This is a genomic window from Variovorax sp. W2I14, from assembly GCF_050435205.1.
GTDB lineage: Bacteria > Pseudomonadota > Gammaproteobacteria > Burkholderiales > Burkholderiaceae_C > Variovorax > Variovorax paradoxus_C.
In genome coordinates, this window is sequence record NZ_JBNDJX010000001.1 from 3,545,339 (window position 1) to 3,560,546 (window position 15,208).

Annotated in this window: 15 protein-coding genes; 2 read left to right on the forward strand and 13 right to left on the reverse strand. The window is 66.3% G+C overall.

Annotated features, from left to right (window positions below):
• Window positions 1–7: 7 nt before the first annotated feature.
• Both QF040_RS16595 and QF040_RS16600 read right to left on the reverse strand, forming a co-directional pair.
• Window positions 8–229 carry a hypothetical protein gene (locus QF040_RS16595; protein WP_429611981.1) on the reverse strand — a complete coding sequence of 74 codons (222 nt, stop codon included), beginning with the start codon at window positions 227–229 and terminating at the stop codon, window positions 8–10.
• A 133-nt stretch (window positions 230–362) separates the two neighbouring features.
• Window positions 363–1,265 carry a LysR family transcriptional regulator gene (locus tag QF040_RS16600; RefSeq protein WP_429611982.1) on the reverse strand — a complete coding sequence of 301 codons (903 nt, stop codon included), beginning with the start codon at window positions 1,263–1,265 and terminating at the stop codon, window positions 363–365.
• A gap of 125 nt (window positions 1,266–1,390) precedes the next feature.
• Here QF040_RS16600 and QF040_RS16605 point away from each other — a divergent pair, with 125 nt between their 5' ends.
• Entirely contained in the window at window positions 1,391–1,786 is a 396-nt protein-coding gene (locus tag QF040_RS16605) for a RidA family protein (RefSeq protein ID WP_429611983.1), read from the forward strand.
• A 72-nt stretch (window positions 1,787–1,858) separates the two neighbouring features.
• Here QF040_RS16605 and QF040_RS16610 read toward each other — a convergent pair whose 3' ends face one another.
• The 3 genes from QF040_RS16610 to QF040_RS16620 all read right to left on the reverse strand — a co-directional run bounded on the left by QF040_RS16610 (window position 1,859) and on the right by QF040_RS16620 (window position 4,242).
• On the reverse strand, window positions 1,859–2,968 hold the full coding sequence (locus QF040_RS16610) for an SMP-30/gluconolactonase/LRE family protein (protein WP_429611984.1): 1,110 nt from the start codon (window positions 2,966–2,968) through the stop codon (window positions 1,859–1,861).
• A complete protein-coding gene (locus QF040_RS16615) occupies window positions 2,962–3,543 on the reverse strand; it encodes a nucleotidyltransferase family protein (RefSeq protein WP_429611985.1) in 582 nt (193 codons plus the stop codon). The genes QF040_RS16610 and QF040_RS16615 overlap by 7 nt, the downstream gene beginning before the upstream one ends.
• A 72-nt stretch (window positions 3,544–3,615) precedes the next feature.
• Entirely contained in the window at window positions 3,616–4,242 is a 627-nt protein-coding gene (locus tag QF040_RS16620; RefSeq protein WP_429611986.1) for a DUF938 domain-containing protein, read from the reverse strand.
• 130 nt (window positions 4,243–4,372) lie between these two features.
• Here QF040_RS16620 and katG point away from each other — a divergent pair, with 130 nt between their 5' ends.
• Complete coding sequence (gene katG, locus QF040_RS16625) at window positions 4,373–6,559, forward strand: catalase/peroxidase HPI (protein WP_429611987.1); 2,187 nt, start codon at window positions 4,373–4,375, stop codon at window positions 6,557–6,559.
• 103 nt (window positions 6,560–6,662) lie between these two features.
• Here the strand turns inward: katG and QF040_RS16630 are convergent, their stop codons facing one another.
• The 8 genes from QF040_RS16630 to QF040_RS16665 form a co-directional block, all read right to left on the reverse strand.
• Complete coding sequence (locus tag QF040_RS16630) at window positions 6,663–7,352, reverse strand: response regulator (protein ID WP_429611988.1); 690 nt, start codon at window positions 7,350–7,352, stop codon at window positions 6,663–6,665.
• Window positions 7,349–8,713, reverse strand: coding sequence for a cache domain-containing protein (locus QF040_RS16635; RefSeq protein ID WP_429611989.1), 1,365 nt, complete (start codon window positions 8,711–8,713; stop codon window positions 7,349–7,351). Before QF040_RS16635 ends, QF040_RS16630 begins: the two co-directional genes overlap by 4 nt.
• A 62-nt stretch (window positions 8,714–8,775) precedes the next feature.
• Entirely contained in the window at window positions 8,776–9,762 is a 987-nt protein-coding gene (locus tag QF040_RS16640; RefSeq protein ID WP_429611990.1) for a hypothetical protein, read from the reverse strand.
• Entirely contained in the window at window positions 9,759–10,976 is a 1,218-nt protein-coding gene (locus tag QF040_RS16645; protein WP_429611991.1) for an MFS transporter, read from the reverse strand. The genes QF040_RS16640 and QF040_RS16645 overlap by 4 nt, the downstream gene beginning before the upstream one ends.
• Before the next feature lie 94 nt (window positions 10,977–11,070).
• Window positions 11,071–12,009: a DedA family protein/thiosulfate sulfurtransferase GlpE gene (locus QF040_RS16650; RefSeq protein ID WP_429611992.1), complete on the reverse strand. Its 939-nt coding sequence runs from the start codon at window positions 12,007–12,009 to the stop codon at window positions 11,071–11,073.
• A 148-nt stretch (window positions 12,010–12,157) separates the two neighbouring features.
• Complete coding sequence (locus QF040_RS16655) at window positions 12,158–12,952, reverse strand: hypothetical protein (RefSeq protein WP_429611993.1); 795 nt, start codon at window positions 12,950–12,952, stop codon at window positions 12,158–12,160.
• 139 nt (window positions 12,953–13,091) lie between these two features.
• On the reverse strand, window positions 13,092–14,471 hold the full coding sequence (locus QF040_RS16660; protein WP_429614660.1) for a heavy metal sensor histidine kinase: 1,380 nt from the start codon (window positions 14,469–14,471) through the stop codon (window positions 13,092–13,094).
• Between the two features lie 5 nt (window positions 14,472–14,476).
• Window positions 14,477–15,184, reverse strand: a complete 708-nt coding sequence (locus QF040_RS16665; RefSeq protein ID WP_429611994.1) for a heavy metal response regulator transcription factor — start codon at window positions 15,182–15,184, stop codon at window positions 14,477–14,479.
• Window positions 15,185–15,208: the final 24 nt, after the last annotated feature.

Sequence of the window (15,208 nt, forward strand, 5' to 3'; positions counted from 1 at the left end):
CTGGCATTCAGGGCAAGTCTTCCGTCTTCGAGATCGCGTTGAGCACCGCGACGCCCAGGTAAGCCCTCCAGGCCCCGAACGGCACCAGCAAGGCAGCGAGCAGCCGGTGCGGGAGCGGATCGAAGTGCAGCACGGCCCACACCCACAGCGCAGCGAGCGCGATTCCGCCCACGGCGTTCAGCACGCCGCCGCTGAACCACTGCAGGGCGAGGACCCGACCGGTCAGCAACAGGATGCGGTCGGCGATCCCGAGTCCGAAGTAGCTGGCGATCGCCTAGATGCCGAGCAGCAGCAGCGGGCCGATGGCGATGCCGATCAGGAGCCACACGAAGACGTGGATCAAGGAATCCATGTGTCCCGCTTCAGCGGGGAAGTTCTTCGGCCATCAGGTCGATGAACCGCCGCACGCGCGGCTCCAGCAGCCGACGTGTCGGATACAGCGCGAAGATATTTACATCGCCTGCATCGAGCCCGGGCAGCACCTGCCGGAGGCGCCCCGCGGCCAGGTCTTCGGCCACGAGGAAGTCCGGAAGCAGTGCGATGCCGAGCCCGGCGGCGGCGGCATCGCGCAAGGCCTCTCCGCTGTCCAGCCGCAGGCGGCTGCGCCCTTGTGCCTTGATCCAGTCGCCACCCTCGCTTCGGAAGCGCCAGCTCTGTCTTTGGTTGCGGCTGCTGAAGAACAGGCAGTCGTGGCCCGCGAGCGCGTCGATGTCCATCGGCTCGCCTTGTCGCGCAAGGTAGGCAGGTGACGCGCACAACAGCGCCTTGTACCTGGCGACCACGCGAGAGACCAGCCCCGTGTCCGCACTCTCCCCGCCTGCACCGATCCGCACGGCCAGGTCGAAACCATCCTCGACGACATCGGCCAGCCGGTCGCTGAAGCTCACCTCGGCCTGCAACTCGGGCCATGCCGCGAGATATTTCTGCAGCAGCGGCAGCACCACCAGCCGGCCGAAGGCGTCGGGCACGGTGAGACGCAACACGCCGCGCGGCGCGCCGCCAGGGCCCGCCACACTCGCCTCTGCCTCATCGACCGCCGAGAGGATCAGCAGGCCGCGCTCGTAGAACACCCGGCCCTCGTCGGTGAGGCTCAGCGTGCGCGTCGTGCGGTTCAAGAGGCGCACGCCGAGCCTGTCTTCGAGCCGGCCCACCGCCTTGCCCGCCGCCGAGCGCGTGAGGCCCATGGCCTGCCCGCCGGCGATGAAGCTGCCTTCGTCGACGACAGCCATGAAGACCAGGATCTCGTTCAGGTTCGTGCGCTGCATGGCTGGGGATGGAGGTGGTCGGGATGGAATGCGCTTCGCGTCTGTGTAGAAGCCGCTTCGCCAATGGCGTGACTACAGTCGTTCATCACTTCATCAGTCACTGTCCGGAAGGAAAGAAAGCACACATGAAACAACAGCCCGTCCTCTACAGCCATGGCGTGCCGTGGGAAGAAGCCTTCGGCGTCGGCCAAGGGTACAGCGTGAACGGCACGCTCTACATATCGGGGCAGTTCTCGCACGACATGCAGGGCGCGTTCGTCGGCGAAGGCGACATCGCGGCGCAGACAACCCAGACGCTGGAGAACCTCGACCGCGTGCTCGCGGCGTTCAACGTGACGAAGGCGAGCCTTGCGGAGCTGGTGATCTATGTGACCGACCCACAGGCCCACACGGAAGCGCTGGTGCCTGTGTTCAAGGCGTACATGGGAGCGCACCGGCCGGCGGTGACGCTCGTTGGCGTTTCGGGGCTCGCGTTTCCGCATCAGTTGATCGAGGTCAAGGCGGTGGCGCACATGGATTGACGCGGGCATTGAGCGAGCCCTTCCTGCAGGTGCCACGGCTTTCTCGATCTGCGCCGTCCGTTCAGAACCCAGCTAGCGCTTCAACCACCCCAGCCCCTTCGCATGCAGGCTCTGCACATAGAGCCGATCACGCGTTTCAGTGACGGCCGTGGTCTCGGGGTACGCACCCGTCGCATCCTGCATGCTCGCGAGCACCTTGCCGTCCTCGCTGAACGCGACCACATGGCCGTAGGCCTTCGGCACCGGCCACAGCGAACGCGGCAGGCGCATCGTCACGCTGCGCAGGAACGGCTTGTTGGCGAGCTTGTCGATGGTCGGGTTGCGCGGCTTCACGAGGCCCACCCAGATCTTGCCGTCGAGCCCGCGCATCAGGTTGTCGGGGTAGCCGGGGAGGTTGTCGAGCAGCACGGCGGCTTGCGGGTTGGCGGTGCCCGCGCCCACGTCGAGGTTGCTCGCGTCGATCCCGATCTTCCACACGCGGTACTTGCCGGTCTCGGCAACGAACAGGCTTTTCTCGTCGGCGCTCAATGCGATGCCGTTCGCAAACGCGAGGCCGCGCGCGACGACGCGCGTGGCTTTGGTGGCGGGGTCGTAGGCCAGCACGCGACCCGTGGCGGACTGCTCGAGGATGTCCAGCACGCTGGCCTCGAAGGTGCCGCCCCACTCGGCCGGTGCGAAGCGGGTCGATGCGTCGGTGAAATACATCGTGCCGCTGCCGCGCGCCACCACCACGCCGTCGGCATAGCGGATCGGCTGGCCGTCGACCTGGTTGGCGAGCACGGTGATCTGCTTCGAAGGGCTGATCGACAGCAGCCCCTTGATGGCGTCGGCCGCGATGAGATTGCCGCTTGAGTCGAAGTCGAAGCCGAGCACGCGGCCACCCGTGTTGACGAAGGCTTCCTGCGCGCTGCCGTCTGGGTTCATGCGAAGGATGTTGCCGCTCAGCACCGTGGTGTAGAGCTTGCCATCGGGACCGATGACGATGTGCTCCGGGCCCTCTTCGCGGCCGAGGTCGATCATGTTGAGCTGCGCAAGATGATCGTTGACCGCGAAGGCGCCGGTGTAGCCGGGGTCGGTAGGCGCGGACCAGACGACGGGCCGGACCGGGACGGGCCAGAGAGCGAGGTAGGCGATGGCGGCGAGCAGCAGCAGACCGAATGCGGCAAGGGTTTTCTTCAGCATGTCGAGCCCGTCCTGGCGTGAGGAAGACCGCCCGGCTGAATCTGCAGCCACGGCCATCGCGCGCGATACGACGCCGCTTTCTTGTCGAACAGCTCGCGATGCGGCATCAGCGGGTTCATCGTCAGCACGCCGTCGTACAGCATGGAGAGACCGTTCGGTGCATAGAGCTCGCCCGGCCGAACACCGACGCATGTGGCTGGAACAAGGAAGCGGTCGATGCCATCGCGCGCGCTGCCGAGCGCCTCGTAGGAGTGGCCGAAATACGATTCGTACCAGAGGTGAACACGCGCCTGGTTCGAGGCTTCGACCATGATGCCGAGATCGCCCAGCGCTTCATCGGCTCGCGCTTGCACACGACGCTCCCCCGCCTCGCTCGTGTCGTCGGCATCGAAATAGAACAGGTCGTAGTCCTTGATGCCCGCTTCCGGCGCAGCGCCGGACCGCAGGTTCCACACGGTTTGAAAAAGGCAGCCGGCGACCAGCCATCCGTCGGGGAGAGCCAGCGCATCCCATCGCGCGAGGATTGCCTGGTTGTTTCGGTTCTTGAGGATGTCGGCGATGAAGCGCTCTTGCATGGTGTGAAGAGAAGCAGAGCCGGGTATGGGCGGCGGGGCAGAGAGTTGGATCATGGTTCGCGAGCCTTGATTTCAGCGGCCGAAGACCAGCAGCAAGTTGTTTGACGGCATCGCATGCCGCTCACGCAACGCAAGGCCCGCCCGACGCGCCTCTGCAGCGACGTCTTCCAGGCGGCGGATGCCCCAGGCGGGATTGCGCGCACGCAGGTCCTGGTCGAACGCCATGTTGCTCGAAGCCGTTGGGACGCCGCGTTCGAGATAAGGCCCGTAGGTGATCAGCAATCCGCCGGAACGGAGATGCCGCGCGGCGCCTTGCATCAAGGCGGCGCATGTGGCCCACGGCGCGATGTGCAGCATGTTGGCGCAGTAGATCGCATCGAACTTTTCTTGTTCTCCTTCAGCGAATGCAGTGTCCTGCGATGGCCATCGCGGCGACATCACGTCGAGCAGAAGTGGCGGCCGGAGATTGGGCAGTGCGGCTTCCGCGACCCGGCTTGCGAGCGCGGGCAAGGTGCGGAGGTCTGCGTCGGTGGGTTGCCAGGTCCATCGGGGCATCGAGGTTGCGAACCACGCGGCGTGTTGGCCCGTGCCGGATGCGATCTCCAGTGCGGTGCCGTGCTCTCCGAGGATGCGCGTCAATGCATCGAGGATGGGCTGCTTGTTGCGATCGGCGGCGGGGCTGTAGGGGAGTTCGGGCATGCGGATTGAGATCGGATGAAGGCAGGTTGAAGAGTATCGAACGCTATGGTCGTCATAGCCAAAGGATTTGCCCTGCTCGTCGTTACGGATTCAGAATGCAGAGCCCTCAAACAAAGAACTGGAAACCTCGATGACCCAGCCTCAAACGGAAGCCAAGTGTCCCGTCCACCATGCGGTCGGTCGCGGTACCGTCAATCGCGACTGGTGGCCCAACCAGTTGCGGGTGGACCTGCTCCACCAACACTCCTCCAAGTCCGACCCGATGGGCCAGGACTTCGACTATGCGAAGGAGTTCAAGAGCCTCGACTACGCATCGCTGAAACAAGACCTGCATGCGCTGATGACCGATTCGCAGGCCTGGTGGCCGGCGGACTTCGGCCACTACGGACCGTTGTTCATCCGCATGGCCTGGCACAGCGCCGGCACCTACCGCACCGGCGACGGACGTGGGGGTGGCGGTCGTGGCCAGCAACGCTTTGCGCCGCTCAACAGCTGGCCCGACAACGTCAACCTCGACAAGGCCCGGCGCCTGCTGTGGCCGATCAAGCAGAAGTACGGCCGCAAGATCTCGTGGGCCGACCTGATGATCCTCACCGGCAACGTGGCGCTGGAGTCCATGGGCTTCAAGACCTTCGGTTTCGCCGGCGGGCGCCCCGACACATGGGAGCCCGACCAGGACGTCTACTGGGGCAACGAGACCACCTGGCTCGACGACAAGCGCTACACCGGCGACCGCGACCTGGAGAATCCGCTCGGCGCCGTGCAGATGGGCCTGATCTACGTCAACCCCGAAGGCCCGAACGCCAACGGCGACCCGGTCTCGGCGGCACGCGACATCCGCGAGACCTTCGCCCGCATGGCGATGAACGACGAGGAAACCGTCGCCCTGATCGCCGGCGGCCACACCTTCGGCAAGACCCACGGCGCCGGTCCGGCGGACCTCGTCGGCTCGTCGCCTGAAGGGGCCGACCTGGAAGAAATGGGCATGGGCTGGAAGAGCACGCATGCCAGCGGCATCGCCGGCGACGCGATCGGCAGCGGCCTGGAAGTCACCTGGACCCAGGAGCCGACGAAGTGGACCAACCTCTTCTTCGAGAACCTGTTCAAGTTCGAATGGGAGCCGGTCAAGAGCCCGGCCGGCGCCGGACAGTGGCAGGCCAAGGGCGCTGCGGCCGACATTCCGGATGCGCACGACACGTCGAAGAAACGCCTGCCGACCATGCTGACCACCGACCTCTCGTTGCGCCTGGACCCCGCCTACGAAAAGATCTCGCGGCGGTTCCTCGCGCACCCGGAGCAGTTCGCCGACGCCTTCGCGCGCGCATGGTTCAAGCTGACGCACCGCGACATGGGTCCGCGCTCGCGCTACCTGGGCCCGGAAGTGCCGAAGGAAGAGCTGATCTGGCAAGACCCGATCCCGAAGGTCGATCACCCCTTGGTCGACGACAAGGACGCTGCTGCGCTCAAGGCCAAGATTCTTGCGTCGGGCCTGTCGGTCTCCGACCTGGTGCTGACGGCCTGGGCGTCGGGCGCCACCTACCGCGGCTCCGACATGCGCGGCGGCACCGATGGCGGCCGCATCCGCCTGGCGCCGCAGAAGGATTGGGAAGTCAACGAGCCGGCGAAGCTGGCCAAGGTGCTCAACACGCTGGAAGGCATCCAGGCCGAGTTCAACAAGGCGCAATCGGGCGGCAAGAAGATCTCGATGGCCGACCTGATCGTGCTGGCCGGCTGCGCCGGTGTGGAGCAAGGCGCGAAGAACGCGGGCCATGCCGCGACGGTGCCCTTCACGCCCGGCCGCGCGGACGCGTCGCAGGAACAAACCGACGTGGAGGCCATGAAGGTGCTCGAGCCCGTGGCCGACGGCTTCCGCAACTACCTGAAGAAGGACTATGCGGTTCCCGCCGACGCGCTCCTGGTCGACAAGGCCCAGCTGCTGACGCTGACGGCGCCCGAGATGACAGTGCTGGTGGGCGGCATGCGCGCGCTGGGCGCCAATGTCGGCGCCACCAGGCACGGCATCTTCAGCCAGAAGGAACACGCGCTGACCAACGAGTTCTTCGTTCGCTTGCTCGACCTGAACACGACCTGGAAGGCCGTGCCCGGCGAGAACAACCTGTACGAAGGCGTTGACCGCACGACAAGCGAGCGCAGGGGCAGTGCGACGCGCGTGGACCTGGCCTTCGGCAGCAACTCGGTGCTGCGCGCCCTGGCCGAGGTCTATGGCAGTTCGGATGCAGAAGAGAAGTTCGCGCGGGACTTCATCGCGGCGTGGACCAAGGTGATGAACCTGGGCCGGTTCAACGCGGCGGCCTAGCGCGATCCCCGCGCTGCCATTGCGATGCAGCGCCACCGAGTGGTCGCCATGGCGCGAGCGCTCGGTGGCGCTTTCGCATGGCAGGCATCCCGAAGCGCATCGCTCACCCCTGCCCGAACTCCCGCGCGTGCTCCACCGCGTACTTGATGAGTTCCGCCTGCCCCTCGATGCCCAATCGCCGCTTGATGCTCTGGCGGTGCGCCTCCACCGTGCGCACGCTCAGGCCCAGGTCGCGCGCAATCTGCTTGCTCGATTCGCCCCTGCCGAGCGCGGTGAGGATCTCGCTCTCGCGCGGCGTGAGCAGCGGACGCGGCGCCTGGTTGCGAAAGAGTTTTTTCGACACGGCCGGACTCAGGAAGGTGCCGCCCGCCGACACCGCCTCGATGGCGGCTACGATTTCGGCCGCGGGCGCGTCTTTCAGCACATAGCCGCGCGCGCCCACCTGCATCGCCTTCTGCACGTACTCGGGGTTGTCGTACATGCTGAGCATCACGATGTGCGGCGCGGGACGTGATGGCCCTTGCTGATCGCGTTGCAGCACCAGCGCGGCGAGGTCGATGCCGTTCATGTCCTTCATGCCGACATCGACCAGCATGAGATCGCACCGCAGCGTGTCGAGCAGCGCCAGCGCCTCGGCACCGCTGCCGGCCTCGCCGACGATCTCCAGATTGGGCATGGCGCCCAGGCGCGCACGCAGGCCGTCGCGCACCAGCGGATGGTCGTCCACGAGGAAGAGGCGGATGGGCTTCGGTGGCTGCTGCACCGTCGTTTCTGCTGCAGTGGTTGTCGTCATTCGGGCCTCGCGCTACGGGCCGGCACTTCGGCCACGATGGATGTGTGGCCGCGGCCCGAGCGCATCACCAGGCGCCCGCCGATCGCCTCGATGCGCTCGCGCATGTTGCGAAGGCCGATGCCGTGGCGCGGATCGAGCTGCATCGCCTCGACGTCGAAGCCCACGCCGTCGTCGTTCACCTCCAACCGCACGGCATCTTCGTTGAAGCCCAGCGAGATGTGCACGCGATGCGCCTCGGCATGCTTGCGCACGTTGGTGAGCGCCTCCTGCGTCACGCGGAAAAGCGCGGTCTTGGTCTCTTGCGACAGCTCGAAAGGTTCGCCCTCGACCATGATGGACGCATCGACGCTGCCCTCCTCCCCGAATTCGTGCCCCAGCCGTTCCAGCGCGGCGGGCAGGCCCAGCGTGTCGAGCAGCGCGGGACGCAGGCGGTGCGAGATGCGGCGCACTTCGGTGAGCGAATCGTTGAGCCGCTGCAGCGCCTTGCCGAGTGCGGGCGGTGCCGGCTGGTTGTCGCGGCCAAGCGCATCGACGGCGGATTCGATCAACAGCTTGGCCGACACCAGCGTCTGGCTCGTGCCGTCGTGCAGCTCGCGCGCGAGGTGGCCGCGCTCTTCTTCCTGCGACTGCACCACACGCCGCGCGAGCAGCCGCAGCTTGGCTTCGGCCACGCGGTGCTCGCTCAGGTTCAAAAACACGCCGGCCGCGCTCACCACGCCGAGGCACAGCGCCGCGATGCCGGCGATCCACAGCAGCGTGGCGGTGACGTTGGCGTTCATCTGCTTGTCGAGTGCATCCATGGTGGACTCGATGTCGTCCAGGTACAGGCCCGTGCCGACCATCCAGTTCCAGCGCGGCAGCGCCGTCACGTAGCCGAGCTTGGGCGCCATCTGCGCGCTCGAGGGCTTGCGCCATTCGTACTCGACGTAGCCGCCGCCGTTTTCCTTCGCGCCCTTGATGAGCTCCTGGATCGTGAAGCGCCCGCGCGAATCGCGCATGCCCCAGAGGTTCTGGCCGACCAGCTCGGGCTGGCGCGAATGCATGAGGGAATTGCCCTCCAGGTCGTACACGAAGAAGTAACCGTCGTCGCCGTAGTCGAGCGCGGCCAGGCGGCGCAGGGCCTCGTTGCGGGTGGCCTCGTCGTCCAGGCCCGAGTCGTACAGCGGGCGCAGGTTGCTCACGGCCAGCTCGACATAGCTGCGCAGTTCGCTGCGGCGCTGGGCCATGTAGCTGCGCTCGATGAGCGCGCGCTCGCGCTGTGCGAGGTCGTGCTCCTGATGGCGCACAGCGAGCGCCACGAGCACCAGTGCGACGAGCAGCGGGGCGACGGCCAGCGCGACGATCTTGGTGCGGAGGTTCATGGGGTGGGAAGGCTACCACCGGGTGGCAGGGGCGGTTCTGCGATGCCGCTGCCGGAGCGCGTCTAGCGTTCGGGGTTCTCGCGCGGCAGAAGACCGCGCTCGCTCAAGGCCTCCAGAAGCGCCTCTTGATCGGCCCCGCCTTCCAGCAGGAGATCGAGGCGCTTTCCCGCCTTCGGCCGGATGGCGAGAAAGTCGAACTCGTAGCCGATGCCGCTGGCACGGCGATGACTGACCCGGGCCTGCCGCAAGTCGACCTGCCAATCTCCGTCGATGCTGCGCAACTGCGTGTTGTCGAGCTGGAAGGCGCGCACCCGCGAACGCGAAAAGAGGCTGATCCGCGAGAAAGGGATGGTCCAGACCAGCCAGGCGACCATCGGCATGAACACGCAGAGCCCCACCATGGTTTTCAGGAATCCCGCGTCGGATGCATTGAGCAGCAGGGCGATACCCGCGGCGCCCGCCAGCGCGTATCCCGCCCAGACCCACGCAAGAAAACACCGCCAGCAAAAAAGCATGGCGCGGCTTTGCACAGTGCCCTTGGGCATCGCCTTGGCATGGGTTCTCAGCGCGAGGTAGTGGTTGATGACCGGCACCAGTTCATCGACAGGCGCCGTCAGCATCAGCTTCCTGAAGGGCCGCGTGTGAACGATCAGGTAGTTGTCGCTGTCGGGAATCGCCTCGATGCCCAGTACGTCGATCCATTCGACGCGGCCGAGCCCTTGCACCGAGAAGCCTTCCTCGCCGATGTCGACCTGGGTGTTTTCGTTGAACGGTTTCGGTCGGCTTTTCTCAGGACGCAGCCAATGGGTTTCGACCCAGATCCATGCGCGCACGACGAACACCAGCCCGACCAGCCACGCGGCGAGGAACCCGATCATGCCCACCATGCCCAGCGCGATGTACCAGCCCGTTGCATCCGGGTCCAACAGCCACGCGGCGGCGACACCCATCAATGCGGTGTAGGCCGCGCACAGCGACAGGATGGGCCAGATACCGCTCGCGTCGGGCTGGGTGACCTGGATGCGCCGTGAAAAAACCGGCGAGCTCATCGAATGCCTGCGGCCACGGGCTGTCGGCGAAATTCGGTGACATACAGCAGCAACGCCAGCGACACGAAGCCACCGCCGAGCAGGCACAACCCCGTCCAACCGTGGAAGGCATACACCGCCGCCGCAATGCCCGAAGCCACCGCCGCGCAGATGAAGATGAACGTCATGAAAAGGCCATTGAGCCGACCGCGCAGTTCGGGCGCCAGCATGAAGAGGCTGCGGAAGTTCAGCACCTGGCACAGCTGCACCGCCCCATCGAGCAGGATGCCCGCCGCGACCAGTCCGGCCAGCGAATGGAAGTGCATCGACACGGCGCCCAGCACGAACGACAACAGCGCGACGACGATGGCCGCGCCCGTGGCAGGACGCGTCAAGCCACGGTCCGCGAGTCGGCCGGCCACCGGTGCCAGCAGCGCCCCCGCCGCACCCGCCAGTGCGAACAGCCCGATGCCGCGCTGCCCCATCCCGAACTCATGCACCAGCGCCAGCGGCACGGCTGTCCAGAACGCCTGGAAGGCCGCGAACATCATCCCCTGGTACCAGCCGCGCCGGCGCAGCAGCGGCGTGTTCCACACGATGCCCGGGAGCGAAGCCATGGTGCGTGCATAGCCGATCGACGCATGAGGCCGGCGTTCGGGCAGCACGCGCCACAGCACGGCGATGAGCGTGGCCATGAGCACGGCCGATATCCAGAAGAGCGCGCGCCAGCCCAGGCTCGCGGCCACCATGCTGGCGAAGGGGCGCGACAGCATGATCCCGCCCAGGAGGCCCGCCATGATGTTGCCGACCACCTTGCCGCGCGTGGCCTCGGGCGCGAGGTGCGAGGCAAAGGGCAGCAGCACCTGCGCCGCGACCGCGCAGGCGCCGACCATGAAAGACGCCGCAAGAAAGGTCACGGCCGAGTTCGAGAGCGCGATGCCTGCCAAGCCGATGACCGCGCCGAACAGCGCGCCGACGATCAAGCGCCGGTTCTCGACCACATCGGCCAGCGGCACCAGCAGCAAGAGGCCGGCGCCGTAGCCGAGCTGGGTCAGCGTCATGATCAAGCCGGCCAGGCCCGCATGGAGCTCCAGTGCGTCGGAGATCGGGCCGATCAGCGGCTGCGCGTAGTAGATGTTGGCCACGCAGAGGCCGCAGGCCACGGCGAAGACGAAGGTCAGCGCGGGCGTGAGTCCGGCTGCGGGCGGATGGGAAGCATTGGAAGAAGAAGACACGAGGAATCCCGTTCGAGAGAGGGCCGACTTAGGGGTTAACCCGAAGCCGACTGACCATAGCACGCAGGTTCGGTTTCTGCAGGCGCAAGCCCGATCAGTGCAGGCTGGTCGGACGGCCCGATGCGACCCACGCGTCGAGCCCGCCGGTGAGCGGCAAGGCGCGCCGCGCACCGCGTGCCAGCAGCACGCGCGCGGCCTGCGCGGCCGACACTTCATTGGGGCAATTGCAGTACAGCACCACGTCGCGGTTCGGGTCGATCGCGAGGTCGAGGTGGCGGTGCTGCAGCGCCTTGAGCGTGTACGGCAGCGCGCCCGGAATGCGGCGCGGATCGACCTGCACGCCGGCCTTGCCGCGCACATCGATGATCAACGGCGGCTCCTCGCCGTTCAGGAGTTCGTGCAGTTCCTCGACCGAGATGCGCGGCATGCCGGTGAGCCGCATGAAGGCGCGGCGGCGCCAGTAGCGCACGGCGAGGATCACCAGCAGCAGCACCGCGATGGCGGCGGTGGCGATACCGCCAGCCTGGGCCAGCACGGCGAGCACTTCCTGAATCTGGTCGCGGAAGGCCCAGCCGAGGCCGAGGAAGAGGCCCGTCCAGATGAGCGCGGCGCCCACGTCGAAGCCGACGAAGCGCCGCACCGACATGCCCAGCGCGCCGGCCATCGGCGGCGCGACCACCGAGACGCCGGGCACGAACTTGGCCGCCACGAGCGACAGGCCGCCCCAGTCGGTGATGAGCGATTCGCCGCGCCGCACGCACGAATCGGGCGACAGCGAGATGCGGCACAGGAGGCGCATGAAGCGGTAGCCGAAGCGGCGGCCCGCATAGAACCAGGCGCCGTCGCCCAGCAGGTTGGCAGCGACCGCGGCGAGCACCACGCCGATGACCGACACATCGCCCGCCGCAAGCAGCGCCCCCGTGACCACCAGCACCGCGGCCGCCGGCACCGGCAGCCCGAGGCGTGCGGCGAAGCTGGCGACGAACACCACCAGGATCGCGTTCTGCACCAGCAGCGACATCAGCTGTGCCATGCCAGCCTTTCGGTCGAGCAGATGGGAGAATTTTGCGAGCGAGGTGGGGGATTCATGCCACCGGCGATTCTCCAGCATGGCCCATGAACGTACCAGGCACAGGCCATTTGCGGGCCACTCAATGCTGGCCCAGAAAACTCCAAGGCGGTCATTCCTCTTTGGGCGAGCGCTCCCTGGGGTTCAGAACTTGCTGCGCCGCGCCACAAGCACTGCGAGCATTCGCTGTCACAGCACGTGGTTCATCCGAAATCCGATAGTTCGCGAGCACAGTACCAACGCAGTCGACGTTGAAAGAGGCCCGCATCTTGGGCTCCGACATGACCCGTATGGCGAGGTGACGACCATAGATGATCGATAGCGCTCGCACGAACACCAGTTCGTTGCGTGTATACGGATTCAACTCCGCCAATGTTGAAAAGTCAGGGCGCTGACTCAGCGCAAATCCCATGCGAATGATGTTGGGGTCCAGATCGAAGTTCTGCTCTGCCAGCAACGCGGCAGCAATCACCAGCGAAGTGACATCGTCAGTATCAGGTGTTGCGCCGGCTACCCGTATCAAGGTTGTCGCGGCTTCGACTCGAAGGGCAAGGATCTCCTCTTGAGATACCAGCATGCGGCCTATGTCATCGCACTGCGCCACGCACGAGCGCAGCGCACTTCTGTCTCCAGCACGCACGCGATCGCGCAGGCTTTCATAGATGGGCAGGCGTCGAGCCTTTTCTTCAGCCAAAGCTTGCTCTCGCTCTGCGAGACGGGATTCTTCAAAAAATGCACTGTCGATCGCCTGAAAAACGGGGCCAAAAACGAGCAGCCCGACCAAGGTCGCATCGCAAGGCAGGCGGTCATTGGGATCGAAGAGACGGCACGTGCTCTTGTCGGGCGCACAAGCCACCAGCAGCGGCAAAAGAACCGTACCTGCAATCAGCAGCAACCAGCCCTTCATCCATCGATTTGATTGCCTCGAAGTGGAAGCCGAACCGTCGGACGCCACAACGCTTTCAAACATGCATATCGACATGTCCCTCCCAGGACTTCAAGTTCTAAGAAAACCCTCCGTCGAATGCTAGCCGTATCGTGGATGCCTACCGCGACACGCTAAAGGCGAATACGTTGAATCCTCCCTCGCTCGACGCGCTGACTTGCCCCCCATGCATGCTCGCCACCGCCTTCACGATGGCCAGGCCCAGCCCGTGCCCGTGGTGCTCGCCGCCCCCGTCGTTGCGGGCAGCGTCGACACGGTAGAAGCGGTCGAACAGGTGCTGCAGGTGCGCCTCGTCGATGGCCGCGCCAGGGTTCGACACAGCGATCCATGTCGCCGCAGGTTCTTCGCGCAGCGTGACGGTGATCTGCGCGCCCGGCGGCGAGTGCTCGATGGCGTTCTGCAGCAGGTTCGACATCGCGCGGCGGAACAGCGCGCTCTCCAGCCGCGCCTCGGCCTGCACGTCGCCCGCGATGCCGACCTGCGTGCGGCTCTCGTCGAGCACGAACTCGAAGAACTCGATGGTCTTGCGCACCTCCAGCGCCAAAGGCGTGAGCACCAGCCCGGTGGCCACTTCGCCGCGGTCGGCGCGCGCCAGAAAGAGCATGTCGTTGACGATGGAGCGCAGCCGCTCCAGGTCTTCGAGGTTGGCCTGCAGCACCTCTTCGAAGTCGCCCGCGCTGCGCTGGCGCGACAACGCCACCTGCGTGCTGCCGATGAGGTTGGCCAGCGGCGTGCGCAGCTCGTGCGCCACGTCGGCATTGAAGGCCTCGAGCTGGCCGTACGCCTCTTCGAGCCGGCTGAGCGCGCCGTTGAAAGCATCGGCGAGCGCGGAGAGTTCGACCGGCAGTGCCGTCGTCTGCAAGCGCTGCGACAGTGTCTTGGGCCGCAGCGCCTGCGCCTCGCCCGACAGGCGCTCCAGCGGCCTGAGCCCGACCCGCGCGATCCAGTAGCCCGCCAGCACCACCACCAGCACGCCGCCGAGCCCGAGCATCAGCAGCGCGCTCAAAAAGGTCTTGCGGGTGCGCTCGTAGGGCTCCGAGTTGCGACCCACGATGAGCCGCACCGCAGGCCGACCCTCGAACGGTGGGATGTGTGCCGAGAGCGTGCGGAACGGCCGCTCTTGCCCCGGCAGCAGGATGCTGCTGCTGCGGCCGTTGGCTTCGCGGGTGAGTCCATCGAGCTCGGCCAGGCCCTTGCCGTACTGGAAGCGCGGATCGTCGCTGAGCACCCAGAAGCGCACGCTGCCGTCTTCGGGCGTGAGCGCATCCATGCGGGCCTGCACGCGCGGCCAGCGGTCGGCGGTGCCGATGGCGCCGATCCAGTACTGCAGGCTCTTCAGGGTGGTGTCGAGCTCTTCGTACTGGTGGCGCTCCAGTTCGCGCACCAGCACGCCATGCAGCGCGGCGCCGATGAGCGCGAAGGTGGCGAGCGCCGCCGCCGCGAACATCGCCACCAGCCGCACGGTGATGGAGCCCTTCACGAGCTTCACAGGGCGCCGCCCTCCCCCTGGGCTTCGCTCTCCGTGTCCCTCAACTCCATCACGTAGCCCATGCCGCGGATGGTGTGCAGGAGCTTGGGGCTGAAGGGCGCATCGATCTTGTCGCGCAGCCGCTTGATCGCCACCTCGACCACGTTGGTGTTGCTGTCGAAGTTCATGTCCCACACCAGCTCGGCGATGGCGGTCTTCGAGAGAATTTCGCCCTGGCGGCGCGCGAGCACTGCGAGCAGCGCGAACTCCTTGGCCGTGAGGTCGATGCGCGTGCTTCCGCGGAAGGCCTTGCGCGCGAGCAGGTCGACTTGCAGGTTGGCGATGCGCAACTGCACCGGCTCTTGCTTGCGCCCGCGGCGGTTGAGCGCCTGCAGGCGCGCCAGCAGTTCGAGGAACGAAAACGGCTTGACGAGGTAGTCGTCCGCGCCTTCGTGCAGGCCCTTGATGCGGTCTTCGACGCGGTCGCGCGCGGTGAGCATGATGACCGGCGTCTGCTTCACGGCGCGCAATGCGCGCAGCACCGCGAAGCCGTCCTGCCCCGGCAGCATGACGTCGAGCACGATCACGTCGTAGTCGTGGGTGAGTGCGAGGTGCTGGCCGTCGATGCCGTTGTGCGCAGCGTCGACGGTGCAGCCCTGCTCTGTCAGGCCTTTGCTGAGGTAGTCGGCGGTTCTCAGTTCGTCTTCGACAATCAGGATCTTCATTTCTTTTTGTCTCGCTCCGTTCGA